Here is a 24509-nt window from a genome sequence, read left to right as displayed (position 1 = left end):
CGATCGAGGCGGCGGAGGGCCGCGTGAGCCATGTCGCGCAAGTCCCACCCCCGTCCGCAGCGGCTGCGGATCGACCGGGCCGTGATCGCCTCTGGCATCCGCGGCGTTCGCCGGGAAAACGGTCCCCCGGACCGTTTTCTGGCCCGGCTCACCTCTGCGCCGTCTGCACATCCCGTGCGCGCGGCTTTGGCTGGTTCGATCCGCACCGACCGCGCCCAACCCGCACCCGCCGCTGGTTCTGCTCCATGGGCTGCCAGACGGCCTTCACCCGCAAAGCGAAAAGAGGACTGAGAATGGTCGATTTCACCGAAGAGGAAACCATGGCGCTGCCCGCCGTGATGCGCGCGCTTGCGCCCGAGATGGAGCGCATCGGCTGGGACCGGCCGCTGGGCCAGCTGACCCAGAACGACATGCACCGGCTGATCGTCCTGACCGTCGAGGCGTTCCGCGCCGAGATGGCGGAGATCGCCGCCGAGGCGGAGATCCCTTTCTGATGCTGGATTTCAACACGCGCCCCTCCATGGCCGAGCGGATCAACGCGCTGGTCGACGCCGCGCTGATCGCCGAGCGGGAGGCCACGCCGCCCCGGACCTATCTCGGCGCGTCCCGCCTGGGGCATGCTTGCGAACGCGCGCTGCAGTTCGAGTTCGCAGGCGCGCCCAAGGATGAGGGCGCGGATTTCAGCGGCCAGACGCTGCGCATCTTCGCCATCGGCCATCAGCTTGAGGATCTGGCGATCCGCTGGCTGCGGGCGGCGGGGCTCGACCTCTATACCCGCAAGGGCAATCGGCCCGATGGGGATCAGTTCGGATTCTCCGTCGCGGGCGGCCGCATCCGTGGCCATGTCGACGGGATCGTGGCCGCAGCCCCGGCCGCACTCGGTCTGCGCACCCCGGCGCTCTGGGAATGCAAGACGATGAACGCGAAGAACTGGCGGGCCTGCGTCAAGGACGGGGTCGCCGTCTCCAAGCCCATCTATGCCGCCCAGATCGCGATCTATCAGGCTTACATGGAGCCTTCGGTGCCGGGCATTTCCGCAGCCCCGGCGCTGTTCACGGCGATCAACAAGGATACGGCCGAACTGCACCACGAGCAGGTGCCCTTCGATGCCGATCTGGCGCAGCGCATGTCCGACCGCGCGGTGCGGATCCTGCAGGCCACCGACGCCGGCGAGCTGCTGCCCCGCATCGCCACAAGCCGCGACTTCTTCGAATGCCGGTTCTGCGCTCATGCCGAGCGGTGCTGGAGCCTGGCTGCATGACCGACGAGCCCACCGAGCCATCCGATCCCGACCAGGAGCCAGCCATGCGCGACGACACCACGCCCGACGAGCCCAAGGAAAACATCGTCCATTTCAACCCATGGCGCGACTTCAACGATGCCGCGCCGCAGATCGACGTCTTCGGCGACGAGCCCGACCCTGCGCAGATCGCGCAATTCATGCAGGTCGTCTTCGGGTATTGCGACGGTCTGGTCCCTGTCCGCAGCTTCATCGACAAGGGTCAGGGCATCGATGGCCGCCCGCACAACATCTGGCTGGAAGCCGATCAGGCCGCCCCCGAAAAGATGGCGACCTTCGCGGCATGGGCCTCGCGCGAGGGGGCGGCAGTCTATGTGATCCCCGGCACCGTCGCCGCGCCCGGCCAGGCCAAGGCCACCGATATTCTGCAGATGCAGACCGTGGTGGTCGATCTCGACACCGGTGACATCGCCGCCAAGCGCGCGCACCTCGAGCGCCACCTCGGCGCAGCCAGCATGGTGGTGGAAAGCGGCGGCGTGACGTCCGAGGGGCAGCGCAAGTGCCACGTCTGGTGGGCGCTGACCGAACCCGCCGAGGGTGACGATATAGCGCGCGTCTGCCGTCTGCGCGGCGACATCGCAGCAAAGGTCGGCGGCGACATGCATTTCCGCTCGGCGCATCAGCCGATCCGGGTGGCGGGCTCGGTCTACTACAAGAACAACCTCAAGACGCAGGTGCGCATCGTCGAACTGAACGCCGACCGCGAACGCGATCTGGCCGAGTTCATCGAAGCCGTGACCGACATGCCGCCGGCGCCGGTTGTGTCCCTGCAGCCCGCGTTCACCCATCCCGACAAGCCCGCCATGGACGAGGTGCTGGTCACGCCGGTGCGGGAGGGGGCGCAGGACGACTGGTCCCGCTTCGAGGGTGCGTCGGCCGCGATCGGGCATTTCATCCGCATGGTCCACGAGGGCCGGATGACAAAGGACGAGGGCTGGATCGGCATCTGCGGCTACAACGCCGCGATGCTGCGGCCCCAGTGGCCGGTCGAACGGCTCAAGCGCGAGTCCGAGCGGCTTTGGGAACGGCATGTCGAGAAATACGGCCCGCCGCTGATCCGGCTGGACTCCGGCGCACCGGGACCGGTCGAGATGCCCGCCTTCACGTTGGGCGCGCTGCTGGACGATCAGAGCCCGATGCCGGAGGACATCATCGCGCCCCGGGTGCTGACGCCGGGCGGACTGCTGGTGCTGGGCGGTGCGCCCAAGGTCGGCAAGAGCGACCTGCTGATCTCCTGGCTTGTCCACATGGCCGCCGGTGTGCCCTTCCTCGGCTTCACGCCGCCACGGCCGCTGCGGATCTTCTACCTGCAGGCCGAGATCCAGTATCACTATCTGCGCGAGCGGCTGAAGCAGATCGCCCTGCCGCCCGACGTGCTGGCCGCCGCGCGCGACACCTTCGTCGCCACACCCAAGCTGAAAATGCTGCTCGACAACGAGGGCAGCGTGCGGGTTGCCCGTGCGATCCGGACGGCATTCCCGGATGCGCCGCCCGACATCCTCTGCGTCGATCCGATCCGGAACCTCTTCGATGGCGGACCCGATGGCGGTGGCGAGAACGACAACACCGCCATGATGTTCTTCCTCAAGGAGCGGGTCGAGGTTCTGCGCGACCACATCGACCCGGACTGCGGGGTCATCCTGATCCACCACACCAAGAAGCTCAGCAAGCACCAGGTGAAGGAGGATCCGTTCCTCGCGCTTTCGGGCGCCAGCGCGCTGCGTGGGTTCTACACCTCCGGCCTGATCCTTCACCGGCCGGACGAGGATGCGTCAGAGCGCAAGCTGGAGATCGAGCTGCGCAACGGCCCCGCGCTGTCGCCAAAGGTGATCGACAAGGTCGGCGGCCAATGGGTCGAGATCAACCCGATGAACGAGCGTCTGGTGCGCCAGGACGTCGGCGCGAAGCACGATGCGGAGCGGGATCGCAAGGGCGAGGTGATCTGCGGCCTGCTTTATGAAGAGGCCCTTCAGGGTCGGATGTACACGATGACCCATTTCGCTGAGACCTTCGAGAACACAGGGGGTCTTGGCGGGCAATCGATCATCCGCGAACGGCTGAACGTGCTGACCACCAAAGGGTATGTGAAGTTCGTCCGCGGGGCCGCTGCGACAGCGCTGGATCTGGCGACCGAGCGGAGCAAATACGGCTATCTCTGCGTGGAAACCATGCGCCTTGCGACCAACCGGGAGCGGGTAGAACCCGACACCGGAGAGGTCACGCCGGAGCTGATCGACGTCCTGCCCAGCCACTACAAATGTCCACAGACCGGTGCCGTCCTGCCCGTCGAAAACCCCTCCGTCTGGGTCTATCGGGAGGTGGATGACGCATGATGAAACAGGCCGTTTTTCCTTCCAAAATCTGCGGTTCAAAGTCCGAAATCTGGCCAGATTTTGCAAAATCTGAAATCCTGGCGAAATCTGGAATCTGGCTTTTTCCATTTTGTTTCAGGGGCTTGGGAGGTCCTTTCCAGATTTCGGAAGGGCGTTTCCGAAATCTGCTCCGCAATCTGGATTTGGCCAATAAAATCAGTGGCCTACGCCAGATTTCAGATTTCGGAAAAGTCCCCCCTAAAGGGGTAGGTGTCCTCCCCGCTACAGGCGGGGAGAGCCACCACCTACCCCTGGGCAATTTCTCGGGTCGCAGTCTGACCCGTTCCACCCCTCGAGCAGCCAATCACAAAAGGAGAAAGCCCATGGCGGACCAGACCATGACCAACCCCAATCAGAACGCCGTCCGAAATGTGCCGCCCGCGTTTACCGGCCAGCGCACATTGCTGGCGCTCGATCTTGGCACAACCACGGGCTGGGCGCTGCATGGCTCCGACGGGCTGATCACCAGCGGCACAGCATCGTTCCGCAATGGACGGTTCGATGGCGGTGGGATGCGATACCTGCGCTTCACGAATTGGCTGGGCGAGTTGAAGCGGTTGTCCGGGCCTATCGCTGCCATCTGGTTCGAAGAGGTCCGTCGCCACGCGGGCACGGATGCGGCCCACGTCTATGGCGGTCTGATGGCCACGCTGACGGCATGGGCCGAGCTGCGCGGCGTGCCATACGAGGGCGTGCCAGTCGGTACGATTAAGCGCCACGCCACCGGCAAGGGCAACGCCAACAAGGACGCCATGATCGCCGCCGCCCGGGCGCGCGGGTTCAGCCCAGTTGATGACAATGAGGCCGATGCCATCGCGATCCTGCTCTGGGCGTTGGAGACCCGGGGAGGTGTGCAATGAGCGGCATGCGATTCACGCCCAAGGGCTATGGCGGTCACCGCCGCAACCCTGACGAGGTCAAGCGCGATGGCTGGAAGGAGCAGGGCCTGTTCGCCGTCGCCATCGACGACGACCGTCTGACCTGGCCCGAGCGCGAACTGGTGCGACAGCTCGGCGAGCGGCTCTACGGCAAGCGGGAACGGGAGGCGCGTCATGGGTGAGTGGACCACGGCGCAGGTGCAGGACCGGCTGGAACTTGCGGCCGGCGTGATGCGGCAGATGCCGGGCGTGATGCCGCAGGGCTTCTTCAACGCCTGGCCGGAGTATTTCCACAGCTTCGCCGACAGGGTCGGTCAGGAGCCGCAGATGCGTCGCCCGAGGCCCAGCCCGCGACAGATCACGCAGGCGGAGGAAGCGATGCTTTGGCTGCGCTGGCTCGAGCCAGAGGATGGGCGCCTTGTCTGGGCCCGCGCAGACGGCATGGCGTGGAAGCCGATCTGCTGGCAGTTCGGTCTGTCACGCACGGCCGCGACCAAGCGCTGGCAATACGGCCTTGCTGTGATCACCTGGCGGCTGAGCGGTCGCGTGCCGTCGCCCCGTCGCTCGCAGCAGTTCGTCATCGAAAACGCCAATCGGCTGTCAAGAAAAATCGTCCTCTGAGGAAATTTTCGGGTGTACATCGCAGGGCCTTACACATTTCGACGAGGCCGTTAGAAAACGAATATGCTCGGGAGAGGAGCGCGCAGGCAGACGCCGCGCCGCTGGCTTCCGGGGTCCAGCGAGGGGTCCAGCCGGGGTCCGATGGGCTAACCCATTGAGTTCTTGGTTCCTTCCTGGCGACATTCGTATGCTGGGGGGCTGAGCGCGCAATTTCGCTAGCGTCAGGGCGTTTTTTTTGGGAGTCCACCCCCGCTCGGAATCCACCCCATATCGTCTGAAAACGACGTAAAATCAAAGGCCTGACTGGACTCCGCAGGTGGATACCTGCTGGACCCCGGAGTCCATCTGCAGAAGCCACTGGACCCCACGCTGGCGGAGTCCACCCGGTGTCGCAGCAACCAATCGAACAGGATATCCGACATGACCCTCGCCTTCGCCCCTGAGCGGATCGAGCAATGGCCGCTTGCGCGCCTGCAGCCTTATGCCAAAAACGCCAAGATGCACGGCGCGGACCAGGTCGCCAAACTTGCCGCCAGCATGGCGGAGTTCGGCTGGACCGTTCCCTGCCTCGTCGCGGAGGACGGCGAGCTGATCGCGGGCCATGGCCGGGTGCTGGCCGCCACGCAGCTCGGGCTGACGGAAGCGCCGGTGATCGTGCTGGGGCATCTCACCGAGGCGCAGCGTCGGGCCTATCGGCTGGCTGACAATAAATTGACCGAGCTCGGGACCTGGGATGAGGCGCTGCTGTCGGCGGAACTGAACGCGTTGCTGGCCGAAGATTTTGACCTGTCGCTGGTCGGCTTCTCCGACGGCGAGTTGGACAAGCTGCTGGCCTATGTGCCAGAGGGCGAAGGTAAAGATGGTGTTGGCGCTGATGGCACCGTGCCGCCAGTGGTTATTCCCGAGCCGCCGCGCAATCCCGCCTCTCGCACGGGCGACCTGTGGATTCTCGGTGACCATCGGCTGCTGTGCGGCGACAGCACGAACCATGATCATGTGCGTCGCCTGATGAATGGAGAGCGGGCGATCCTGTTTGCAACCGACCCGCCGTATCTTGTCGATTACGACGGCTCGAACCACCCGACGCGGAACAAAGATTGGTCGCAATCCTACGGCGTGACCTGGGACGACAGCAGCCAGGGGGCGGAACTCTATGACGGCTTCATCGCGGCGGCCGTCGCCGAGGCCATTACTGACGATGCAGCGTGGTATTGCTGGCACGCCTCCCGCCGCCAGGCAATGCTGGAAGCCTGCTGGGAAAAAGCCGGGGCGTTCGTGCATCAGCAGATCATCTGGGTGAAGGACCGCGGTGTTCTGACCCGGTCGCACTACCTCTGGAAACACGAGCCCTGCTTCATGGGCTGGCGCCGCCCGAACCGCCCGCCGAAGGTGGCCGAGGAAACGCTGCCTTCGACATGGGCGCTGCCCAGCTTCGCCAAGGACGAGCGCCCCGACCACCCGACCCCGAAACCGCTCGACGCTTTCGGGATCCCGATGCGCCAGCATGTGGCGCGCGGCGGGCTCTGTTACGAGCCGTTCTGCGGCTCCGGCTCGCAGATCATGGCGGGCGAGGCCAACGGCCGCCGCGTCTTCGCGATGGAGATCAGCCCGGCCTACATCGACGTGGCTGTCGAACGCTGGCAGGCGGACACAGGGCGTGAAGCGATCCTCGACGGCGATGGCCGGACCTTCGCGCAGGTGAGAACCGAGCGGCTGGGCGACGACGCCGCACCCCCGGTCGATCCCCCGGCAACGGACTCCGCCCCCGAACCCGCGCGAAAGCGCAAGACCTCCGCGTGACATGCATGACCTGGCTTTACCTTCCTCCGGACGCGCTTCCGGAGCCGCAGACGCATGCCTCTTCGGCCTCTCCCTCTGTTCCGGCGCGGGCGGGCTCGACCTCGGGCTCGTCCTCGCCATCCCCGGCTATCGTGCTGTGGGCCATGTCGAACGGGAAACCTACGCCGCAGCCACTCTCGTGGCGCGGATGGAAGACGCGTCCCTGGATCGCGCACCTGTCTGGGACGATATTGGAACCTTCGACGGCCGCCCGTGGCGCGGCGCGGTGGATATCGTCACTGCGGGCTATCCGTGCCAGCCGTTCTCCGTCGCGGGCAAGCGCAGGGGCGCGGACGACCCGCGCCACCTCTGGCCGCATGTCGCTCGGATCATCGGCGAGGTCGCGCCGCCCTTCGTGTTCCTCGAGAATGTCGCCCATCATCTCCGCCTCGGCTTCCCCGACGTCGCTGCAGGACTGGTCGGCATGGGCTACAAGCTTGCGGCTGGCCTCTTCACGGCGGCGGAAGTCGGCGCGCCGCACAAGCGCGAGCGGCTGTTCATCCTCGCCATCCGTGAAGGGGACGAACTGGCCGACCCCGCGCGCCTGCTCTGGGACCCGGTCGAGTGGCGGCAACCGGACGGAGCTGCTGCGACTGTGGCCGACGCCGATGGCCAACGACGGATGCAAACCGAGCGCGGGCAACCGCAAGACGGCCGACTTGACTCATTCGGCGGGGATGTGGATGACCCCGACGGCACGCGATCACAAGGATGGGGCGACGACACTGGCGAACACGCCGGTGAACGGCCTGCTTGGCCGCCAGGTCCTCGTGACGCCGATGGCTGGAAGCGATACCTGCGATGCGCGCCGGACCTTGAACCCGCTGTTCGTCGAGGCGCTGATGGGCTGGCCCACCGGGTGGACCGGCTTCGCCTCTGTGGCAATGGAGTGGTCCCGCTGGTTGCAGCGCATGCGCTGCGAACTCTGGCAGTTGAGCTGCTGGCGGATGGTTGAGGGGGCGACATGAAGCAATCCCGCCTCATGTCGCTGGTCGAATCCGTCACCAACGTGATCGTCGGCTACGGCGTCGCGGTCGTCACGCAGGTCCTGATCTTCCCGGTCTTCGGGCTGCACGCGACGCTGGCTCAGAACCTGAAGATGGGCGCGCTGTTCACAGGGATCAGCATCATCAGATCCTTCGCCTTGCGGCGACTGTTCGAACGGATCAGGGTTGCCAATCGTTCCGGCGACCGTGGCGGACATGCAGAACCTGAACCGCCCCGTCGATGACGGTGTAGTAGATGCGCCAGCGCGTCGCCTTGCCGTAAAGCGCGCGGCGGACGGCCAAGTCGAAATCACGCGATTCCGGGGCAATGGGATTCGCCTCGGGCATCGTGCCAAGGGCAAGGATGGTATCGCGGATGCCAGCCAGCCATTCATCCGCTGCCCTTGGGTTGCGATCCTGCAGGTAGTTCCATGACGCTGTCAGATCATCCGCCGCGTTCGGCGTGATGATCACCGGCAGAGATGTGGTCATCTGGTCTGGGCGAGGCCATCGAAGAACTGGCCCGCCTCGACACCTTCACCCGCACAGGCCTGCGTCAGACCCTTGCGGATTCCGGCGACGGTTTCGGCATAGTCGAGCTGGTCCTGCATCTCCTGCCATGCGGCGGCGTCCATCACGACGACCGAGGGCTTGCCATTTACGGTGAGGATCTGCGGCCGACCGGTCTCCTTGATCTGCGCGATCATGCGCGCCGAGTCCCGCTTGAACTCGGTCAACGGGCTGATGTCCTTGGTGATGTTCATGGTGGGCCTCCCGAAGCGCATCTAATTAGGTGCGAGTATAGCGCTGTTTTCGATGCGCGTCGAGGTATTCTGCGCCTACTTCAAGGCATAGACTCGCCCGCGCGCCTCAACCCTCTCGGACGTGATGGCGAGTCCGAGTTTTTTCTTCAGCGCGCCGGAGAGAAATCCCCTCGCTGTGTGCGGCGCCCACTGTGTCGCTGCAGCGATTTCATCGATAGTTGCGCCTTCTGCGCGGCGGAGCATGGCGATCACCGCCTCCTGCTTGGTGCCGCTGCGGCGGCGGGCGGGTGCAGCCGCGGTGGCGGCGTCGTGCTGCCCGTCCAGCTGCTCCTCCGGATCGTCCGCGATCCCGAGGGAGCTGTAGGCCCGCGCCGTCGCGCGCAGGGTGATGGGCCCGCGCACATCGTCATGGCGCCAGACAGTGTCGTGGTCGGTCGAGGGCACTTCCTCGATCAGCCCTCGTTTGAGGAGGCTCTTGCACACGTTGCCGACCGCACCGCCCTTCAGACTGGCGGTGACGGGAAACACCATCCCGTCCTCGCGCGCACAGGCGGCGGACAGAATGACGGCTTGGGCGTCGGATAGCTGGATCTGGGTCATGGGATCGTCTCCGGTTTTGGTCTGCACGACATGCGCAGGCTTCTACCGGGTGAAGCCCGCCATCAGGCGGGCCGTCCTGACCGGGCAGTGTGGGATCAGTCGCTTGCCGCCATGCTTGCGGCGATGGCGAAATGCTGCGCCCAGCCGGTCAGATATGGCAGGCCTTCGGGGATGCCCTCGTCACGCTCAAGCTGGCGCGAGATGCGCCAGTCCTGCCATGTGCGGATCGCGGATCTGATCGCTGTCTCGCTGTCGATCTTGCAGCCCACCATGTTGCCCACGACATCATCGGCGAAATGGCGACCCATGCGGCTGTCGAGAAAGTCGCGGATGCCGATCATCTCTTCCTCGGTGGTGGCGCGGATGGTCTTGGCGATCAGGGTCGAGGCCAGTACCCAGACCTCCACGCTGCGGCGGTCGCGTTCCGGGCAGGTGGTCAGGGTGCCGAAAAATCCGTGATCGGGGTTGCGGCTGGGCAGGATGGCAGGCGTGGTCATGGCAGGGGCTCCGTGGGCTGGGTTGCATCGTCTTTGCGTAATCAGAATCGTTCGAGCGTGCTGGAAAGTGTAGGTAAATCAGAGCCATAAAGTTGCTATCTGATCATTCGATCCGGTCCGGATCGATCAGCGCGGCCTGTTCGGCCTCGTGCCGCTGGGCGGCGTCAGGCGGATCACGGCGAGCGTTGACGATCGCGACAAACAGCGCGCGGGCGACGGTTGCGACCTCGTCGGCCCCCGCGCTGGTCAGGCTGGCATCATGGATCGCGATGGCCTCGCCCAGATCAGTCAGCGCATAGAGCGTGGCAAACTCGGCCTCGGGTGGATCACATGTGATGGTGTCGCGGTCATGCTCCGACACGGCCATACTGCGGCAGAAGCGCAGATCGAAGCCGATGGCGCAGTTGCGGCGCACGACATCCTCGAGGGTTTCACCTTCGGACAGGCAGTTGAGGGACAGATCAGGCATGGCAGCAACCTTTCAGCTTTGGAGGATCACTCGGCATCGGGATTGGCCTCGACCCATGCACCAGCAATCCAGAGGTAAAGATGACAGAACTGGCGCGTCGGGTGCGGCAGGAGGATCGGGTCGCGGGGATTGTCGAAAGCTTCGATCTCATCGGACGGACCTGCCGGATCTCAATGGCGGCGAGAATGTCCTCTGGCGTCCACGGTGCCAGCGCAGGCAGCATGTGCGAGGGGTAACCGTCATAATGCACATAGGTGTGCGCCCATTCCTCGGGCCCGAGCTGGATGGCGATCTGTGCGCGTGTGCTCATGGGCCGGTCCTTTCAGGATTGGGCATCGATATGGCCCGTGCGGCGGCCCGCTTCAAAGGCAGCCTCCAGCGCGGATCGGATCGCCCAGACAGCAGTTTCGTGGAAATCGAGACTGTCGGAGTTCCGGGTCTTGAGGGTTTCAAGGAACAGGTGCCGCTCGGCGATTTTCATCAGCAGGGCGTCGCGGGCGGCGTTGGGGTCAGTGGGCTTGCGGCGCGGCATGGTCGTTCCTCCAGATGGGTCAGGGTCTGTGTTGGCGGCGCGGGCTCAGATGAGCCCGTGCTGTTTCAGGACCGGGACAACATCGGCCAGCTCGATCGTCAGGCAGTCGATGCCCACCCGGCCAGCCATCTCGAAGACCTCGGCATTCAGGTTGATGTCGTTGAGGTGACCCTGCAGCGCGGCGGTGCTCATGGCCTGCACAAAACGGCTGCGGTCTATGAAGATGCGCGTCGTGTCGGAGGGAATTGCGATGGTCATTGTCAGTGCTCCTTGCGGTGGTTTGGGGCGGTGCGATGCACCCGTTTCCTTCATCCACAGAATCGCTCCGGTGCGGAGTGTAATCAACTGAAATCGAAGCAATATCATTGCTATAGCAGGTGCCGGAACATGCCATGCAGGGCCTGAGCGAACGCCAGTATGCCGCCCGCGTGGGCCTGTCGCGCGGGGCGATCCAGAAGGCCAAGGAAGCTGGCCGGCTTGTCCTGTACGCGGACGGCAGCATCGACGCCGAGGCGTCCGATCAGCGCCGCGCGACGATGACCGATCCGTCGAAATCACGCGCAGCGCCTAACGCAACTCGAGCACCCAAGGCGAAGCTGAAACCCGTCCCCGAAGCGGCCGTTGCGTCGGTGGGCGAGACCCTGCGCGAAGAAGGACTCGCCGCCCCTGTCACCAGCGGTGGCACGACCTTCCTGCAGGCCAAGACCGCCAATGAGGTGCTGAAAGCGCAAGAACGCCGCATCCGGCTCTCAAGGCTGAAAGGCGAGCTGGTCGACCGGGCGCGCGCCGAAACCCTGATGTTTCGCCTTGCGCGCGAGGAACGCGATGCCTGGGTGACATGGCCCGCGCGGGTGGCCGCGCTGATGGCCTCGGAATTGGCGGCGGCTCTGGGAGAGGAGGTCACAGTGGAGGCGGCGTTGATGCAGAAAGTCTTGGAAGCCCATGTCCGCGCCCAACTCGACAGCCTTGCCGATATCCGTAGCGGCCTTGGATGAGAATGTCCTTGCTTTCGACGGCGCGCAGGACCTGCTGCGCGCCTGGTCGCGCGGGATCCGGCCTGATCCGGACCTGACGGTGTCGGAATGGGCGGACCGGCATCGCTGGCTGTCGTCGCGGGCCTCGGCGGAACCGGGGCGGTATCGCACGGCGCGCACGCCCTATATGCGCGAGATCATGGATGCGCTCTCGCCCGCGAGCCCGGTGCAGCGGGTCGTGTTCATGAAGGCAGCTCAGGTGGGCGCGACAGAAGCGGGAAACTGTTTCATCGGGTTCGTGATGCACCACGCACCAGGGCCGATGCTGGCGGTTCAGCCGACGGTGGAACTCGCGAAGCGCAACTCACGCCAGCGGATCGACCCGCTGATCGAGGAAAGCCCGGAGCTGCGCGAACGGATCAAACCTGCGCGCTCACGCGATGCGGGCAACACGATGCTGTCAAAGGAATTCGCAGGCGGCATCCTGATCATGACGGGGGCCAACTCGGCCGTGGGCCTGCGCTCGACGCCGGCGCGGTATCTGTTTCTCGATGAGGTCGATGCCTATCCGGCCTCAGCCGACGAGGAAGGCGATCCGGTTTCGCTGGCAGAGGCGCGGTCACTGACCTTCGCGCATCGGCGCAAGTCGCTGTTGATCTCGACGCCCACCATCCGGGGGCTGAGCCGGATCGAGCGGGAATTTGAGGCCAGCGACCAGCGGCGCTATGTCGTACCCTGTCCGCATTGCGGGCATCGCCAATGGCTGCGGTTCGAGCGCCTGCGCTGGGACAAGGGCCAGCCAGAGACGGCGGAATACCACTGCGAGGGCTGTGAGAAACCCATCGCGGAACACCACAAGACGCAGATGCTTGCCAATGGCAAATGGCGGGCAACAGCAACATCGGCGGACCCGCACACGGTCGGCTACCATCTCTCGGCACTTTATTCGCCCATCGGCTGGCTCAGTTGGGGTCGGATTGCCCGCGCCTGGGAGGCGGCACAGGGCAATGACGAGGCCATGCGCGCGTTTCGCAATACCATTCTGGGCGAGACATGGTTTGAGACCGGTGAAGCCCCGGACTGGCAGCGGCTGGCCGAGCGGCGGGAGACATGGAAACCCGGCACAGTCCCCGCGGGTGGGTTGTTTCTGACGGCTGGTGCCGATGTGCAGAAGGACCGGATCGAGGTAGATATCTGGGCGTGGGGCAAGGGTCTGGAAAGCTGGCTGATCGACCATATCGTCATCGAAGGCGGCCCAGCCGATCCAGACTGCTGGCAAACACTGACCGATCTGCTGGGACGGACATGGCAGCATGAAAGCAGCCAGCATCTGACCATCGCGCGGCTTGCCATCGACACCGGCTATGAAACCAGCGCCGTCTACGCATGGGCGCGGCAAGTGGGCTTTGCGCAAGTGGCTCCGGTCAAGGGTCTGGAAGGGTTCAACCGGTCCAGCCCGGTGACGGGCCCGACCTATGTCGATGCCACCATCGGTGGCAAGCGGCTGCGGCGCGGTGCGCGGCTCTGGTCGGTGGCAACCTCGACTTTCAAGGCCGAGACCTATCGCTTCCTGCGCCAGGACCGGCCAACGCCGGAAGAAATCGCTGCCGGTGCCTCGTTCCCGGCGGGAACGGTGCATCTGCCGACATGGGCCGACGGGGAATGGCTGAAACAGTTGACGGCGGAACAGCTGATAACCGTCAAGAGCAAGCGCGGCTTCTCGAAGCTCGAATGGCAGAAACTGCGCGAGCGCAACGAGGCGCTGGATTGCCGGGTCTACGCCCGCGCTGCTGCGTGGATTGCGGGTGCGGACCGCTGGTCGGACGCGCGGTGGGCAGAGTTGGCGCGGCAGTTGGCGGTGGAAACCGGCACATCCGCGCTCGACTCAGCGTCGGGTGCGGCGACGTCAGCGCGCCCATCCGCACGGCGGCGAACAGTGCGGTCGAGCTACATGAGTTGATGAGCTCTCCGGAATCGCGCAAGGAGGGGGAGAGAGCCATTGCCGTGCGGCTGATGTTTCCTATGTCTTTCGTGAAGCAATGTAACCCAGAGGAACCGCATGTCAGAGCCAATCATCGCACAGAAAGCCCCGTTCGCCGTGGAGGTTGAAGAGGCCAAGAATTATTTCTGGTGTGCCTGCGGCAAGAGCAGCAAGCAGCCTTTCTGCGATGGTAGCCATAAGGGCACCGAGTTCACGCCTGTGAGATACACAGCCGAGAAGACAGGCCGCGTGTTCTTTTGCGGGTGCAAGAATACCGCCAACGCACCGCTCTGCGACGGCACGCATTCAAAGCTGTGAGCATCCCCGCTTTCACTCTGCCGATCATACCGTGCAACGTCACTGCAAGCAGCATTTCTTGAACTTCTTGCCGCTCCCGCAGGGGCAAGGATCATTGCGCCCCGCAGTCGGCGCGAGGTTGCGCACGAAATTGGCCATGGGGATCACGCGCGGATCAGGGTTTTCCTTCAGGGCTTTCTGCTTCTCGAAATAGGCATCGCTGTAGCAGTACCAGCGCGACAGCTCCTCGATGGCGTCTTCGATCAAGCCATGGCGATAGCGGGGGCTGGCGGGCATGCCCCCTTCCGCGCGTGTGGCCTCCAGATCGCCAAGAAAATGCGAAAAGTCGCAGTAATCCTTTGGGATCAGCCCTTTATCAAAGACCGCCCGCACGGTTTCAGTCATATCCTCCAGCCCAAGGTCAGCGACAACATCTGCCCAGCTGATCAAGAGGTCTTCCGGGGCCTTGGGCTGACGGGTGAGGAAGCTGCGGATGAAGCTCTCGATCTCGGGCCGCAGCGTCGGGTGCAATTGAGCGATCACAACAAGGGAGCACATCATCGAGCCGCGCGCGAAATCATCGGCGCGCAGGTCCATGATTGACTCGAACAGCGGATCGAGGTCGCCATCGAAAGTGCCCGCGACCATGCGAAACACGCTTTCGGTGACCGCATCGCCCAGCGTCAAATCAAGCGTCCGTGTCGAGCGGCGCAGCAAACGCAACAGCGGGCGATAAGCGCGTGTCTCGCGCCATTGCGCAAGCAGATAGGTGGCCGGGATCAAGGCCATCAGATCGTCATCGGACATGGCACCGGATCGTTGCCGACTGATCCGGTCCAGCAGCGCGATGAAAGCCGGTGCCATCACGTCGCTTTGCACGGTGGCAGCGGCCATGGCGTCCTTCGGGAAAATATCATGCCGCGCGAGTTCGCGCATAATCACGTCTGGGGTCATGGATTCTCTCTTCCGGTTCAATGGGAATGAAAGACCCTTTTTGCCCAAGCAGGTCAACTCACATGCCGACAATCTTTGACCTTCGCGCCCGCCGCGACGCGCTCTCGGCGCAGCGTGCCTCCGGCGTGGCCCGCGTAAGCTATGATGGCAAGACGGTCGACTACCGATCTGTGGCGGAGATCGACCGCGCGCTCGAGGCGCTGGATCGCGAAATCGCTGTGCTCGAGGGGCGGCGGATCGTGCGGCAAGTGCGCATCACCACGACCAAGGGGCTGTAAACATGGGGCTGTTCGACAGGTTTCGCCGCCCTCAGCCGGGCGGCCCGGCAGCCGTTCGCGCGCGTCTGGAAGGGGCGATGTCAAAACGCCGGCTGCGTGGCTGGAACCCGCCATTGGAGAACATCAACGCGCTGGTCGCCTCGGGCGGCCCGCGTCTGCTGGCCCGCGCCCGCGAACTGGTGGTCACCAATGGCTATGCGGCCAATGCTTGCGAGGCCTTCGCGTCCAACATGGTGGGCGACGGCATCAAGCCGTCGTCGTTGATTGAGGATGCAGGATTGCGCGATCAGGTCCAACGGCTTTGGCTGGCTTGGACAGATGAGGCGGACGCCGACGGGCTGACCGATTTCTACGGCCTGCAGGCCATGGTGGCACGGGAGATGTTTGTCGCAGGCGAGTGTTTTGTGCGGCTGCGGCCACGCCGGGCGGAAGATGGGCTCTTGGTGCCGCTGCAGATGCAGCTGCTGCAATCGGAGATGCTGCCCTTCGAGAAGACCGAAACAGCCGCCAACGGCAACCGCATCCGCTGCGGGATTGAATTCGACCTGATCGGGCGGCGCGTCGCCTATCATTTCCGCCGCAGCCATCCCGGCGACAGCACTGATCTGCGGGTCGCTGTGCCGGAGACGGTGCGCGTACCAGCCGAAGATGTGCTCCATATCTATCGCCCGCTAGACGCAGGCCAGATCAGGGGGCTGCCGCATGTGGCACCGGCCATGGTGCGGCTGTTTCTACTGGACCAGTATGATGATGCGGAACTCGATCGCAAAAAGACCGCCGCGATGTTTGTGGGCTTCATCACCAAGACTGCGCCGGAAGATCCGATGATGGGCGAAGGTGCCGCCGATCTCGACGGGGCGGCCATCGCCAGCCTTGAGCCTGGCACCATGCAGGTGCTGCTGCCAGGGGAGGATGTGAAGTTCTCCAGCCCCGCCGATGTCGGCGGTGGCTATGAAGCGTTCCAGTACCGCACGCTGCTGGCGGTCTCGGCCTCGCTGGGGCTGCCGTATCATTTGGTGACCGGCGATGTGCGGCAGGCCAACTATTCGAGCCTGCGCGCAGAGCTGGTCGAGTTCCGCCGCCGCGTGCAGCAGCTGCAGCACGGGGTGATCGCCCATCAGCTCTGCCGCCCGATCTGGGCGCGCTGGCTGGAGACCGCGCAACTGGCAGGCAGGCTGGACCTGTCCGATCCCGCGAGCGCGCGGATGGTGCAATGGATTCCGCCGCGCTGGGACTGGGTCGACCCATTGAAGGATATCCAGGCGCAGGTGCTGGCGATGGAAGCGGGCATCACCTCTCGGCGCAAGGTGGTCGAGGCCACGGGCTATGATGTCGAAGAGGTCGACCGCGAGAACGCAGCCGATGCCGCACGCACCAAGCAGTTGGGGCTCGTGTACAGAACCAGCCCCGGAGAGACGCAGGGTGCCCGCGCGACGCCCGCCCGCAAGCCGGAACCGGATGCCGCAGATGATGGGTCCGACGACCAATCCGAACAGGAGTAACACCATGAAGAGTTGGTACACGATCCGCGCCCGCGCCAGCGGGGCGGAAGTGCTGATCTATGACGAAATCGGCGCCTACGGCGTTTCGGCCAAGGGGTTTCTGGCAGAGCTGAGCGGGCTGCCGGATGACGCGCCGATTGATCTTCGTCTCAACAGCCCCGGCGGCTCGGTCTTTGATGCGGTCGCAATTTATAACGCACTGACGCGGCACGCAGGCACGATCACGGTTTGGGTCGATGGCATCGCGGCCTCGGCGGCAAGCTACATTGCCATGGCGGGCGACGAGATCGTCATGCCAGAAAATGCCTTCCTGATGATCCATGACCCCTCTGGCATCGTCATGGGTACTGCCACCGATATGCGCGACATGGCAGGAACGCTGGACAAGATCGCGGCCAGCATGACGCGCGGCTATGCGGCCAGATCGGGCAAGCCCGAGGAGGAGATCGCCGCGCTTATGGCGTCTGAGACCTGGTTCGACGCGACAGATGCACTGGATTTGGGGCTTGCCACACGTCTGGCAGAGCCGGTGCGGATTGCGGCCAGTTTTGATATCGCGCGGTTCCGCAATGCCCCGCCTTCGCTGGCGGAGCTGGTTAATGCAGAAAGTGCGGCCACTGGAGACGACATCGTTCCAGAAGGGAACGAAGTGGCTGCGGGTGGTGATCCAGCGACCGCACCCGATCCTGCGGGCAAGGTTCCCGCCGGGAACGTTGATCAAGTGGATGCAAACGACGATCCGTCGCGTTCAAATGGGCAGAGCGAGGGTGTTGCAGACGGGAACACCCTATCGAGCGGGGCGGAGAGCTGCGTTGCAGCCACCAACGCAGCACCCGGCGCCAGCGCCATCCGCGCCGAGGTGATTGCCCATGCTCGCGCCGTGATCGACCTGTGCCGTCTCGCGGGCCAGCCGCAGATGGCAGGGCGGTTTTTGGAAGAAGACGCCGGTCTGGATGCGGTCCGCGCGCAGCTTCTGGCCGCCAAGGCCGAGACCGAGCCGCAGATCAACCCGCATCATCCACAACCCGGGCGCAGTTCCAACACGCGCCCTTGGGGCGATGTCATCGCCCGCACTTTCCGCCAAAAAGGATAAACCACAATGACCACGCTCACAGAAGGCAAACACGCGGGCGGCTTCCTGATCTGGGAAGTCCTGCGGGATTATACCCGCGAAACTGTCACCATTGCGTCGGGCGCAGGCAAGCTCGCGCCCGGCACTGTGCTGGGCAAGATCACCACCGGCGGCAAGTTCACCGTGCTGACGCCGGGTGCCACCAACGGCAGCCAGAATGTAGCCGGAATCCTCTGGGGCCAGGCCGATGCCACTGATGCTGATGCACCTGCTGTGGTGCTGCTACGCGGTCCAGCTATCGTCAACCGCCACGAGATCAGCTTTCCCGATGGTGCCACCGAGGCCCAGATCACCACCGCCACCACGGCGCTTGCTGCACTCGGCATCATCCTGCGCTGAGCCAAGGCGCAATTCCCCATCAATTACAGATCAGAAGGAGGCACGCCGTGGCCACCATGGACATCTTTGAAGGCGACGCCTTCTCCATTATCGAGCTGACCCGCGCACTCGAAAACATTCCCTTCAAGCCCGCGATCCTGTCCGGCGCGGGGTTATTTGGCAGCCGTGGCGTGCGCACGCGCACCGTGATGATTGAGAGCCGCGACGGTACGCTGCAGCTCATTCCGTTCTCGGAACGCGGCTCGGCTTACGAGTCCCAGATCCCCGAGCGGCGCGACATGCGCGCCTTTGTCGTGCGCCAGTTCAAGAAGCAGGACGTGCTTTGGGCCTCAGAAATCCAGGGCATCCGCGACTTCGGCTCGGAAACCGCCGTGCAGCAGGTGCAGACCGAGGTCGCGCGCAAGCTCGGGCGGCTGCGCAATGATGCAGAGGCTACTTTCGAGTTCCACCTCTTCAACGGGATCCAGGGCGTGGTGAAGGATCCGCGCGACGGGGCTACGGTGATCAACTACTACACCGAGTTCAATATCACCCCGGCCGCTGAGGTCGACTTCGATCTCGACAATGCCACACCGGGTTCGGGCGCTTTGCGCAAGCGCTGCCAGGCGATGATCGAAAGCGTCGAGGATACGCTGGGCGGGCTCGCCGCCGGGCAGGTGCAGTTGCGCGCCGAATGCGGTTCGGCCTTTTTCGCCGATCTGGTGGCGCATAAGGAGGTGCGTGAGACCTATCTCAACACCGCCGCCGCCGCCGATCTTCGCGGCCGCGTGGGCGAGGAGGTCAGTTTTGGCGGCATCACCTTCCGTCGCTATCGGGGCGGGCTGGGATTTGGCGTGCCGACCGACAAGGCGTATTTCTACCCTGAAGGCGTCGAGGGGCTGTTCGAGATCTACTACGCGCCTGCCGATACCTTCGAGACGGTCAATACTGTCGGCCTGCCGCTTTATGCACGCATGATCCCCGATCGCGACCGCGATGAATGGGTGCGGCTTGAGATCGAGAGCAACCCGCTGCCGATCTGCACCCGCCCGCAGGTGCTGCGCAGCGCGCGGCGGACGTGATGAGCGCCGTCGGCTTGGCGCTGGATGCGCTGTTTCTGGACGGCAACATCGCGCGCGATGCCGTCTATATTGCTGAAGGCGGCGCACCCCAACTTATCCGCGTGGTTGCGCGCCGCGCGGATGACGTCACCAGCTTCGGCGATGCCCGGCTCTGGTCGGAGACCACGCGCGTTGATCTGCGTGTGGCGGAAGTGCCAGCCCCGCGCCCCGGCGACCGCATCGAGATCGAGGACGAGGCCTTCATCATTCAGGGCGAGCCAGTGCGCGACCGCGAGCGGCTCATCTGGACCGTCGATCTGCGCCCGGCTTGATCACCATGCAGCTGAAACTCGATATCACCCCCGATCTGGTCGCAATGATGGCTGCCGAAATCAAGGCGGGCGAACGCGCAGTTTCCACTGCCACGCGCGAGGCAGGCAACAGCCTCAAGTCCGCCTGGCGCGCGCAGATCACCGGCGCAGGCCTCGGTCAGCGCCTGGCCAACACCATCCGCTCCGAGCGGTTCCCGAAAAGCAGACCCAGCCTCAGCGCGGCAGCTGTCGTCTGGTCGAAGGCCCCGGTCATCATCGGCGCGCATGACACCGGACCGCTGATCCGCTCGAAAGACGGATTCTGGCTGGCGATCCCTACGCCCGCCGCCGGACGCGGGTTGCGCGGCGGCAAAATCACCCCCGGCGAATGGGAACGCCGCGCGGGGCTGCGCCTGCGCTTTGTCTATCGCCCGGCGGGCCCCAGCCTGCTGGTCGCCGAAGGGAGGCTGAATGCTCGCGGGCGGGCCGTGGCGAGCAGATCGAGGACGGGTCGCGGAGTGACCACGGTGCCGATCTTCCTGCTGGTGCCGCAGGTCAAGCTGCGCAAGCGGCTGGATCTCGCGCGGGATGCCGAGCGGGCGCAGGATGCGCTGCCAGGCGCGATTGTCGCCACGTGGGTCTCAAGCAGGGTAGTTTGATCCGAAGCATGACGCATCAAAACTGCAAGCGATGATGATCATCCGGATCGAACTGATCAACGACTGGCCCATCCAGCGTCATCCTGTCACCGGCTCTTGCAAAAACGATTGGGCCAGATAGGGTCGAGAGGTGGTCATCAGCTTCGTTCAAACTATCGGGAGGTATCCATGCCAGACGGATCCATCATGGCGCCACGCCGCAGTGTCGTCGTTTCAGAATTCACCAATAGCCTTCTTGATCCCACGGCACCAATGTTGGGGCCAGTCGAAAACGGCGGCACGATCATCTCCAATACCGCGCCGGGTTGCTGGGGACCTATGATCACACCCCGCCTGCGCGGCGGGCATGAGGTGACGAAGCCGGTTTTTGTGGATAGCGCCGAGATCGGCGACGCGGTTGCGATCCGAATTCGGGACATCACCGTCACTTCCATTGCCACAGCATCGGGGCATGACAGTTCACCCGAAGGTTTCTGCCTTGGCGACCCCTATGTTGCAGCACGCTGCCCGGTCTGCGATACGCTTTGGCCCGAAACCCATATCGAAGGGATCGGACAGGATGCCGTGAAATGCGACAGCTGCGGGAATGCGGTCAAACCTTTTGAAATCGTTCATGGCTACACGGTCACATTCGACGACACGCGCACTGTCGGTCTTACACTGCCCAAGGAGGCAGCAGAGCGAATAGCACATGAAGCCGACCACTTTGCTGCACTTCCAGATGGGAGTCGACAGCACTCGATTCTGACGTTCGCGCCCTCGGATATGCCCGGCACATTGGTGCGGATGCGGCCGTTCCTCGGGCAGCTTGGAACCTGTCCGTCGATCGCGATGCCTGACAGTCATAATGCCGGGGATTTCGGCGCGTTCCTGGTTGGCGCTCCGCATGCCTATGCGATCACCGCCGAGCAGCTGGCAGAACACAAGACCGACGGGCACATGGATATTGACGCCGTGCGCGCCGGTGCGATCCTTGTCTGTCCGGTCAAGGTCAAGGGAGCGGGTGTTTATATGGGCGACATGCATGCTGGCCAGGGGGATGGTGAAATTGCAGGGCATACGATGGATGTTGCAGGTAGCGTGACCCTTCAGGTCGAGGTGGTGAAAGATTACCCGATCGACGGCCCTGTGCTGTTTCCACTGGAGGAGGACTTGCCTCCCTTGGCGCGCCCCTTCAGCGCCGCCGAGAAAGCCAAGGGCAAGCGTCTGGCAGAAAAATGGGGGGTGTCGGAAATTGATGACCTCGCCCCGATCAGCGTGATCGGAACGGCAGCGAACCTGAACGCCGCAATTGACAACGGCCTCGACAGGGCGGCGAAACTGCTTGGCATGACCGTGGCGGAAGTGCGCAACCGTGCAACTGTGAACGGCGCCATCGAAATCGGGCGCGCACCAGGTGTGATCCAGGTAACGTTCCTTGCGCCGCTGTCACGTCTGGACGCAGTCGGCCTTGGCGAATACGCACGCGAGCAATACGGTCTCTGAGCACCGCAAGGGGCAATCCATAAGACTGTCCGAGCATGCGCCCCGATCATACGATGGGCGCATGCTACTCCATCGAAACCCAGCCTTTCTGCTTGAATTCACTCTATTGCCGCCGACAATGGCGACGGCAGAAATATTTGTCTGGTCTGCATGCCCACCCCTCGAGAAACCATCCTCACCGCCATGGCGGACCTGTTGCGCACGGTACTGCATGTGCCGGTGCTGCGCGGCGCGGTACTGCCTGAACGCATCCCCGCTGCTGGGTTGATTATCTTGCGCGACGGCGATCCGGGGGATCCTGCGGTGACCTTGTCGCCGCTGGCCTACCACTATCAGCACCGCGCCGAGCTGGAGGTCTTGGTTCAGGCCAGCGATGGTCGCGACGCGCTCTTCGATGATCTCTGCGCCAGCATTGGCGCGGTGATTGGCGCTGACCGCACGCTCGGCGGCCGATGCGACTGGGTCGAGGCCGAAGCCCCGCGCCCGGTCGATCTGCCGGTCGAGGGCGCGGCCAGCCTGAAAGCGGGCGTGATCACCATCGTCCTGCACTATTCCACGGCCGATCCCTTGGCCTGACCCCACCCCACATCCTGAGGAGACCCCCATGGCACGTGCGCAAGGCGCGCGGGCGCAGATGGCGCTTGCGTTCGAGACCACCTATGGAACCCCGCCTGCGAGCGGCTTCACCCGCATGCCCTTTGCCAGTGCGACGCTGGGGGCGGAGCAACCGCTGCTGAACAGCGAGCTTCTGGGCTATGGCCGCGATCCGCTGCCGCCGATCAAGGATGCGGTGACCGCCGATGGCAATGTCGTCGTGCCCATCGACGCGCAGGGTTTCGGCTTCTGGCTGAAGGCGGCGTTCGGGCAGCCGATCACGACTGGCGCGGATGCGCCCTACACGCACGAGTTCCGCTCGGGAAACTGGACCCTGCCCTCGATGGCCATCGAGACCGGCATGCCGGAAGTGCCGCGCTTTGCGCTGTATTCCGGCTGCGTGCTCGATACACTCTCTTGGCAAATGCAGCGCTCGGGACTACTGACTGCGACCGCCAGCCTGGTGGCTCAGGGCGAAATCACCGCGGCGAGTTCGGCCGCCGGGACACTCGCCGACCTCGCCCTGCAGCGCTTCGGCCATTTCAACGGCGCGATCACGCGCAACGGTACGGCGCTGGGTAACATCGTCTCGGCCGAGATCACCTATGCCAACAATCTCGACCGGGTGGAAACCATCCGCTCGGACGGGCGCATCGATGGCGCGGACCCTTCCATCGCCGCGCTGACCGGCCGGATCGAGGTGCGCTTCGCCGATCAGGTGCTGGTGACCCAGGCGATCAATGGCGATCCCTGCGAGATGAATTTTGGCTACACGCTGCCTTCGGGCGAGAGCCTCACGCTGGTGGCGCATGCCGTCTATCTGCCTCGCCCGCGCATCGAGATTGCCGGGCCGCAGGGCGTGCAGGCGACCTTCGACTGGCAAGCGGCACGCGACACGGCGTTGGGCCGCATGTGCACCGTCACCCTGATCAACGGCATCGAGGACTATTGAGCATGTTGCGCCTGAACCTCGCCCGCGAGCCGTACTGGCTCGATCTCGGCCTTGGCGTGCGCGTGCGCGTCGAGCCGCTGACGACCGCGCTGATGGTGGCCGCGCGCAGCGATCCCGGCGTGCGCAGTTTGCCCGAGGGCACGACCGACGACGAGATCGCCGTCATATTTGGCAAGGTGCTGGCTGAACGCGCCATCCTCGATTGGGAGGGCGTGGGAGATGCCGACGGCAACCCTACGTCGGTAACGCCGGAAGGGATCGCCGCCCTTCTCGACATCTGGCCGATCTTCGAGAAGTTCCAGATGGGTTATGTCGCCAAGGGTCTGGAGCTGGAAGCGGAAAAAAACGCCTCCGCGCCCTCGCAGACTGGGTCTGGGGCGGGGGCGAAGGTTACTGCGCAGCGTGCACGCAAAGCTGCAAAGACTGCCCGCAAATCCTGAATGCGCCGCGCACGCTCGAGGGCTGGCAGGTCTGGGACCTGTCCGGGCGGCTGAACGGACAGATCCGCGCTGTGCCCAGCGTCGTGCTGGGCTGGGACATGAGCGCGGCCTTGTCGATGGCCGAGGCGCTGGGCGTGGACGCCCGCGCCACAGCCGAGTTCCTGCCCGTGATCGAGGCGGTGATGGCACGGCATCTCAACGACCAGATGGACGGCAGCAGGGAGGCTGAGCCATGACGGAAAAACGCGTCAGCGTGCGCCTCTCTGCCACCGGCGGGCGGCAGGTGAAGGCGGAGCTTGAGGGCGTCGGCGAGGCCGGTGCCCGCGGCTTTGGGCGCCTGTCGCGCGAGATGGAGGGCGCCAATGCGCGGCTGGCAGCCTTTGCCCGGCGCGCGCGGGTGGCGATGGCCGCAGCCGCAGCGGCGATTGCGGCGGCGGCGACTGCGATGATTCGCTCTGGCCTGCAGGTCATCGACGGTCAGGCCAAGCTGGCGGCCTCCTTGAACACCACGGTCGAGAGTATCCAGGTCCTCGAGCGCGCGGGCGATCTGGCGGGCGTCTCGATGGGACAGGTCGAACAGGCCGCCATGCAGCTGACCCGGCGGCTGAGCCAGGCCGCTGCTGGCACGGGGCCCGCCGTCGATGCGCTGACCCGGCTGCGCCTCTCGGCCGCAGAGCTTCAGGCGCTGCCGCTCGACCAGCGGATTGCGCTGA

At 64.6% G+C, this 24509-nt stretch carries 33 protein-coding genes and 1 pseudogene; 25 read left to right on the top strand and 9 right to left on the bottom strand.

What is annotated here, in order from left to right:
- Window positions 1–293: 293 nt before the first annotated feature.
- From KAK09_RS15335 to KAK09_RS15295, 9 genes are all read left to right on the top strand, one after another.
- Window positions 294–494: a DUF6511 domain-containing protein gene (locus KAK09_RS15335; RefSeq protein WP_210879814.1), complete on the top strand. Its 201-nt coding sequence runs from the start codon at window positions 294–296 to the stop codon at window positions 492–494.
- On the top strand, window positions 494–1261 hold the full coding sequence (locus KAK09_RS15330; protein ID WP_210879813.1) for a hypothetical protein: 768 nt from the start codon (window positions 494–496) through the stop codon (window positions 1259–1261). Before KAK09_RS15335 ends, KAK09_RS15330 begins: the two co-directional genes overlap by 1 nt.
- Window positions 1258–3633 carry an AAA family ATPase gene (locus tag KAK09_RS15325; protein WP_210879812.1) on the top strand — a complete coding sequence of 792 codons (2376 nt, stop codon included), beginning with the start codon at window positions 1258–1260 and terminating at the stop codon, window positions 3631–3633. Before KAK09_RS15330 ends, KAK09_RS15325 begins: the two co-directional genes overlap by 4 nt.
- Window positions 3634–3995: 362 nt before the next feature.
- Window positions 3996–4532, top strand: coding sequence for a crossover junction endodeoxyribonuclease RuvC (locus tag KAK09_RS15320; protein WP_210879811.1), 537 nt, complete (start codon window positions 3996–3998; stop codon window positions 4530–4532).
- Window positions 4529–4732, top strand: a complete 204-nt coding sequence (locus KAK09_RS15315) for a hypothetical protein (protein WP_472908849.1) — start codon at window positions 4529–4531, stop codon at window positions 4730–4732. Before KAK09_RS15320 ends, KAK09_RS15315 begins: the two co-directional genes overlap by 4 nt.
- Window positions 4725–5171: a DUF6362 family protein gene (locus tag KAK09_RS15310; protein WP_210879810.1), complete on the top strand. Its 447-nt coding sequence runs from the start codon at window positions 4725–4727 to the stop codon at window positions 5169–5171. The genes KAK09_RS15315 and KAK09_RS15310 overlap by 8 nt, the downstream gene beginning before the upstream one ends.
- Before the next feature lie 420 nt (window positions 5172–5591).
- Window positions 5592–6971 (top strand): site-specific DNA-methyltransferase, encoded by a 1380-nt coding sequence (locus KAK09_RS15305; protein WP_210879809.1) that lies wholly within the window; start codon window positions 5592–5594, stop codon window positions 6969–6971.
- A 1-nt stretch (window position 6972) separates the two neighbouring features.
- On the top strand, window positions 6973–7965 hold the full coding sequence (locus tag KAK09_RS15300; RefSeq protein ID WP_210879808.1) for a DNA cytosine methyltransferase: 993 nt from the start codon (window positions 6973–6975) through the stop codon (window positions 7963–7965).
- 9 nt (window positions 7966–7974) lie between these two features.
- Window positions 7975–8241: a DUF7220 family protein gene (locus tag KAK09_RS15295; protein WP_210879807.1), complete on the top strand. Its 267-nt coding sequence runs from the start codon at window positions 7975–7977 to the stop codon at window positions 8239–8241.
- Here KAK09_RS15295 and KAK09_RS15290 read toward each other — a convergent pair.
- The 8 genes from KAK09_RS15290 to KAK09_RS15255 all read right to left on the bottom strand — a co-directional run bounded on the left by KAK09_RS15290 (window position 8177) and on the right by KAK09_RS15255 (window position 11116).
- A complete protein-coding gene (locus KAK09_RS15290) occupies window positions 8177–8488 on the bottom strand; it encodes a type II toxin-antitoxin system RelE/ParE family toxin (RefSeq protein ID WP_210879806.1) in 312 nt (103 codons plus the stop codon). The two genes, KAK09_RS15295 and KAK09_RS15290, sit on opposite strands and share 65 nt — an antisense overlap.
- Window positions 8485–8760: a type II toxin-antitoxin system Phd/YefM family antitoxin gene (locus KAK09_RS15285; RefSeq protein WP_210879805.1), complete on the bottom strand. Its 276-nt coding sequence runs from the start codon at window positions 8758–8760 to the stop codon at window positions 8485–8487. The genes KAK09_RS15290 and KAK09_RS15285 overlap by 4 nt, the downstream gene beginning before the upstream one ends.
- Before the next feature lie 75 nt (window positions 8761–8835).
- The gene (locus KAK09_RS15280) at window positions 8836–9360 is read right to left on the bottom strand and encodes a DUF3489 domain-containing protein (RefSeq protein ID WP_210879804.1); all 525 of its coding nucleotides are present in this window, start codon (window positions 9358–9360) and stop codon (window positions 8836–8838) included.
- A 95-nt stretch (window positions 9361–9455) separates the two neighbouring features.
- On the bottom strand, window positions 9456–9857 hold the full coding sequence (locus tag KAK09_RS15275) for a hypothetical protein (protein WP_210879803.1): 402 nt from the start codon (window positions 9855–9857) through the stop codon (window positions 9456–9458).
- A gap of 103 nt (window positions 9858–9960) precedes the next feature.
- A complete protein-coding gene (locus KAK09_RS15270; protein WP_210879802.1) occupies window positions 9961–10326 on the bottom strand; it encodes a hypothetical protein in 366 nt (121 codons plus the stop codon).
- Window positions 10319–10636, bottom strand: coding sequence for a hypothetical protein (locus tag KAK09_RS15265; protein WP_247651326.1), 318 nt, complete (start codon window positions 10634–10636; stop codon window positions 10319–10321). The genes KAK09_RS15270 and KAK09_RS15265 overlap by 8 nt, the downstream gene beginning before the upstream one ends.
- A 12-nt stretch (window positions 10637–10648) precedes the next feature.
- Complete coding sequence (locus tag KAK09_RS15260) at window positions 10649–10858, bottom strand: DUF6900 domain-containing protein (RefSeq protein WP_210879801.1); 210 nt, start codon at window positions 10856–10858, stop codon at window positions 10649–10651.
- 45 nt (window positions 10859–10903) lie between these two features.
- On the bottom strand, window positions 10904–11116 hold the full coding sequence (locus KAK09_RS15255) for a hypothetical protein (protein WP_210879800.1): 213 nt from the start codon (window positions 11114–11116) through the stop codon (window positions 10904–10906).
- Window positions 11117–11250: 134 nt separating this feature from the next.
- Between KAK09_RS15255 and KAK09_RS15250 the strand changes: the two genes are divergently transcribed.
- The 3 genes from KAK09_RS15250 (at window position 11251) to KAK09_RS15240 (ending at window position 14131) form a co-directional block, all read left to right on the top strand.
- A complete protein-coding gene (locus KAK09_RS15250) occupies window positions 11251–11853 on the top strand; it encodes a hypothetical protein (RefSeq protein WP_210879799.1) in 603 nt (200 codons plus the stop codon).
- Window positions 11801–13792, top strand: a complete 1992-nt coding sequence (locus tag KAK09_RS15245) for a phage terminase large subunit family protein (RefSeq protein WP_210879798.1) — start codon at window positions 11801–11803, stop codon at window positions 13790–13792. Before KAK09_RS15250 ends, KAK09_RS15245 begins: the two co-directional genes overlap by 53 nt.
- A gap of 99 nt (window positions 13793–13891) precedes the next feature.
- Window positions 13892–14131 carry a CDGSH iron-sulfur domain-containing protein gene (locus tag KAK09_RS15240; protein WP_210879797.1) on the top strand — a complete coding sequence of 80 codons (240 nt, stop codon included), beginning with the start codon at window positions 13892–13894 and terminating at the stop codon, window positions 14129–14131.
- A 39-nt stretch (window positions 14132–14170) separates the two neighbouring features.
- Here the strand turns inward: KAK09_RS15240 and KAK09_RS15235 are convergent, their stop codons facing one another.
- Complete coding sequence (locus KAK09_RS15235) at window positions 14171–15064, bottom strand: DUF1186 domain-containing protein (protein WP_210879834.1); 894 nt, start codon at window positions 15062–15064, stop codon at window positions 14171–14173.
- A gap of 62 nt (window positions 15065–15126) precedes the next feature.
- Between KAK09_RS15235 and KAK09_RS15230 the strand changes: the two genes are divergently transcribed.
- The 13 genes and pseudogenes from KAK09_RS15230 to KAK09_RS15170 form a co-directional block, all read left to right on the top strand.
- Window positions 15127–15342 carry a phage head-tail joining protein gene (locus KAK09_RS15230; protein WP_210879796.1) on the top strand — a complete coding sequence of 72 codons (216 nt, stop codon included), beginning with the start codon at window positions 15127–15129 and terminating at the stop codon, window positions 15340–15342.
- 77 nt (window positions 15343–15419) lie between these two features.
- Complete coding sequence (locus KAK09_RS15225) at window positions 15420–16844, top strand: phage portal protein (RefSeq protein WP_247651325.1); 1425 nt, start codon at window positions 15420–15422, stop codon at window positions 16842–16844.
- Complete coding sequence (locus KAK09_RS15220; RefSeq protein WP_210879795.1) at window positions 16801–17937, top strand: head maturation protease, ClpP-related; 1137 nt, start codon at window positions 16801–16803, stop codon at window positions 17935–17937. Before KAK09_RS15225 ends, KAK09_RS15220 begins: the two co-directional genes overlap by 44 nt.
- A gap of 6 nt (window positions 17938–17943) precedes the next feature.
- Window positions 17944–18315 (top strand): head decoration protein, encoded by a 372-nt coding sequence (locus tag KAK09_RS15215; RefSeq protein WP_210879794.1) that lies wholly within the window; start codon window positions 17944–17946, stop codon window positions 18313–18315.
- 56 nt (window positions 18316–18371) lie between these two features.
- Entirely contained in the window at window positions 18372–19376 is a 1005-nt protein-coding gene (locus tag KAK09_RS15210) for a major capsid protein (RefSeq protein ID WP_247651328.1), read from the top strand.
- On the top strand, window positions 19376–19687 hold the full coding sequence (locus tag KAK09_RS15205; protein ID WP_210879792.1) for a head-tail joining protein: 312 nt from the start codon (window positions 19376–19378) through the stop codon (window positions 19685–19687). The genes KAK09_RS15210 and KAK09_RS15205 overlap by 1 nt, the downstream gene beginning before the upstream one ends.
- Window positions 19688–19692: 5 nt before the next feature.
- Window positions 19693–20325, top strand: a complete 633-nt coding sequence (locus KAK09_RS15200) for a DUF6441 family protein (protein ID WP_210879791.1) — start codon at window positions 19693–19695, stop codon at window positions 20323–20325.
- Window positions 20326–20493: 168 nt separating this feature from the next.
- On the top strand, window positions 20494–21810 hold the full coding sequence (locus tag KAK09_RS15195) for an acetamidase/formamidase family protein (protein WP_210879790.1): 1317 nt from the start codon (window positions 20494–20496) through the stop codon (window positions 21808–21810).
- Window positions 21811–21960: 150 nt separating this feature from the next.
- Window positions 21961–22386, top strand: coding sequence for an acyl-CoA transferase (locus KAK09_RS15190; protein WP_210879789.1), 426 nt, complete (start codon window positions 21961–21963; stop codon window positions 22384–22386).
- A 28-nt stretch (window positions 22387–22414) separates the two neighbouring features.
- Window positions 22415–23356, top strand: coding sequence for a phage tail tube protein (locus tag KAK09_RS15185; protein ID WP_210879788.1), 942 nt, complete (start codon window positions 22415–22417; stop codon window positions 23354–23356).
- Window positions 23357–23358: 2 nt separating this feature from the next.
- Window positions 23359–23796 (top strand): hypothetical protein, encoded by a 438-nt coding sequence (locus tag KAK09_RS15180; protein ID WP_210879787.1) that lies wholly within the window; start codon window positions 23359–23361, stop codon window positions 23794–23796.
- Window positions 23797–23867: 71 nt separating this feature from the next.
- Window positions 23868–24032, top strand: coding sequence for a DUF7697 family protein (locus tag KAK09_RS15175; RefSeq protein WP_210879836.1), 165 nt, complete (start codon window positions 23868–23870; stop codon window positions 24030–24032).
- A pseudogene (locus tag KAK09_RS15170) lies at window positions 24029–24509 on the top strand (phage tail tape measure protein); the annotation flags it as partial. The gene KAK09_RS15175 and the pseudogene KAK09_RS15170, both read left to right, overlap by 4 nt.

It is taken from the genome of Roseovarius autotrophicus (assembly GCF_018069895.1).
Classification (GTDB): domain Bacteria; phylum Pseudomonadota; class Alphaproteobacteria; order Rhodobacterales; family Rhodobacteraceae; genus Roseovarius; species Roseovarius autotrophicus.
Note: the sequence above shows the minus strand (reverse complement) of the source record. Positions and strands in the feature narration are given on the sequence as shown.

Excerpts from the sequence above, each read along its gene's own strand:
- KAK09_RS15335 (WP_210879814.1), top strand. The coding sequence starts at position 294 with ATGGTCGATTTCACCGAAGAGGAAACCATGGCGCTGCCCGCCGTGATG.
- KAK09_RS15330 (WP_210879813.1), top strand. The coding sequence starts at position 494 with ATGCTGGATTTCAACACGCGCCCCTCCATGGCCGAGCGGATCAACGCG.
- KAK09_RS15325 (WP_210879812.1), top strand. The coding sequence starts at position 1,258 with ATGACCGACGAGCCCACCGAGCCATCCGATCCCGACCAGGAGCCAGCC.
- KAK09_RS15320 (WP_210879811.1), top strand. The coding sequence starts at position 3,996 with ATGGCGGACCAGACCATGACCAACCCCAATCAGAACGCCGTCCGAAAT.
- KAK09_RS15315 (WP_472908849.1), top strand. The coding sequence starts at position 4,529 with ATGAGCGGCATGCGATTCACGCCCAAGGGCTATGGCGGTCACCGCCGC.
- KAK09_RS15310 (WP_210879810.1), top strand. The coding sequence starts at position 4,725 with ATGGGTGAGTGGACCACGGCGCAGGTGCAGGACCGGCTGGAACTTGCG.
- KAK09_RS15305 (WP_210879809.1), top strand. The coding sequence starts at position 5,592 with ATGACCCTCGCCTTCGCCCCTGAGCGGATCGAGCAATGGCCGCTTGCG.
- KAK09_RS15300 (WP_210879808.1), top strand. The coding sequence starts at position 6,973 with ATGCATGACCTGGCTTTACCTTCCTCCGGACGCGCTTCCGGAGCCGCA.
- KAK09_RS15295 (WP_210879807.1), top strand. The coding sequence starts at position 7,975 with ATGAAGCAATCCCGCCTCATGTCGCTGGTCGAATCCGTCACCAACGTG.
- KAK09_RS15290 (WP_210879806.1), bottom strand. The coding sequence starts at position 8,488 with ATGACCACATCTCTGCCGGTGATCATCACGCCGAACGCGGCGGATGAT.
- KAK09_RS15285 (WP_210879805.1), bottom strand. The coding sequence starts at position 8,760 with ATGAACATCACCAAGGACATCAGCCCGTTGACCGAGTTCAAGCGGGAC.
- KAK09_RS15280 (WP_210879804.1), bottom strand. The coding sequence starts at position 9,360 with ATGACCCAGATCCAGCTATCCGACGCCCAAGCCGTCATTCTGTCCGCC.
- KAK09_RS15275 (WP_210879803.1), bottom strand. The coding sequence starts at position 9,857 with ATGACCACGCCTGCCATCCTGCCCAGCCGCAACCCCGATCACGGATTT.
- KAK09_RS15270 (WP_210879802.1), bottom strand. The coding sequence starts at position 10,326 with ATGCCTGATCTGTCCCTCAACTGCCTGTCCGAAGGTGAAACCCTCGAG.
- KAK09_RS15265 (WP_247651326.1), bottom strand. The coding sequence starts at position 10,636 with ATGAGCACACGCGCACAGATCGCCATCCAGCTCGGGCCCGAGGAATGG.
- KAK09_RS15260 (WP_210879801.1), bottom strand. The coding sequence starts at position 10,858 with ATGCCGCGCCGCAAGCCCACTGACCCCAACGCCGCCCGCGACGCCCTG.
- KAK09_RS15255 (WP_210879800.1), bottom strand. The coding sequence starts at position 11,116 with ATGACCATCGCAATTCCCTCCGACACGACGCGCATCTTCATAGACCGC.
- KAK09_RS15250 (WP_210879799.1), top strand. The coding sequence starts at position 11,251 with ATGCAGGGCCTGAGCGAACGCCAGTATGCCGCCCGCGTGGGCCTGTCG.
- KAK09_RS15245 (WP_210879798.1), top strand. The coding sequence starts at position 11,801 with ATGTCCGCGCCCAACTCGACAGCCTTGCCGATATCCGTAGCGGCCTTG.
- KAK09_RS15240 (WP_210879797.1), top strand. The coding sequence starts at position 13,892 with ATGTCAGAGCCAATCATCGCACAGAAAGCCCCGTTCGCCGTGGAGGTT.
- KAK09_RS15235 (WP_210879834.1), bottom strand. The coding sequence starts at position 15,064 with ATGACCCCAGACGTGATTATGCGCGAACTCGCGCGGCATGATATTTTC.
- KAK09_RS15230 (WP_210879796.1), top strand. The coding sequence starts at position 15,127 with ATGCCGACAATCTTTGACCTTCGCGCCCGCCGCGACGCGCTCTCGGCG.
- KAK09_RS15225 (WP_247651325.1), top strand. The coding sequence starts at position 15,420 with ATGTCAAAACGCCGGCTGCGTGGCTGGAACCCGCCATTGGAGAACATC.
- KAK09_RS15220 (WP_210879795.1), top strand. The coding sequence starts at position 16,801 with ATGCCGCAGATGATGGGTCCGACGACCAATCCGAACAGGAGTAACACC.
- KAK09_RS15215 (WP_210879794.1), top strand. The coding sequence starts at position 17,944 with ATGACCACGCTCACAGAAGGCAAACACGCGGGCGGCTTCCTGATCTGG.
- KAK09_RS15210 (WP_247651328.1), top strand. The coding sequence starts at position 18,372 with ATGGACATCTTTGAAGGCGACGCCTTCTCCATTATCGAGCTGACCCGC.
- KAK09_RS15205 (WP_210879792.1), top strand. The coding sequence starts at position 19,376 with ATGAGCGCCGTCGGCTTGGCGCTGGATGCGCTGTTTCTGGACGGCAAC.
- KAK09_RS15200 (WP_210879791.1), top strand. The coding sequence starts at position 19,693 with ATGCAGCTGAAACTCGATATCACCCCCGATCTGGTCGCAATGATGGCT.
- KAK09_RS15195 (WP_210879790.1), top strand. The coding sequence starts at position 20,494 with ATGCCAGACGGATCCATCATGGCGCCACGCCGCAGTGTCGTCGTTTCA.
- KAK09_RS15190 (WP_210879789.1), top strand. The coding sequence starts at position 21,961 with ATGCCCACCCCTCGAGAAACCATCCTCACCGCCATGGCGGACCTGTTG.
- KAK09_RS15185 (WP_210879788.1), top strand. The coding sequence starts at position 22,415 with ATGGCACGTGCGCAAGGCGCGCGGGCGCAGATGGCGCTTGCGTTCGAG.
- KAK09_RS15180 (WP_210879787.1), top strand. The coding sequence starts at position 23,359 with ATGTTGCGCCTGAACCTCGCCCGCGAGCCGTACTGGCTCGATCTCGGC.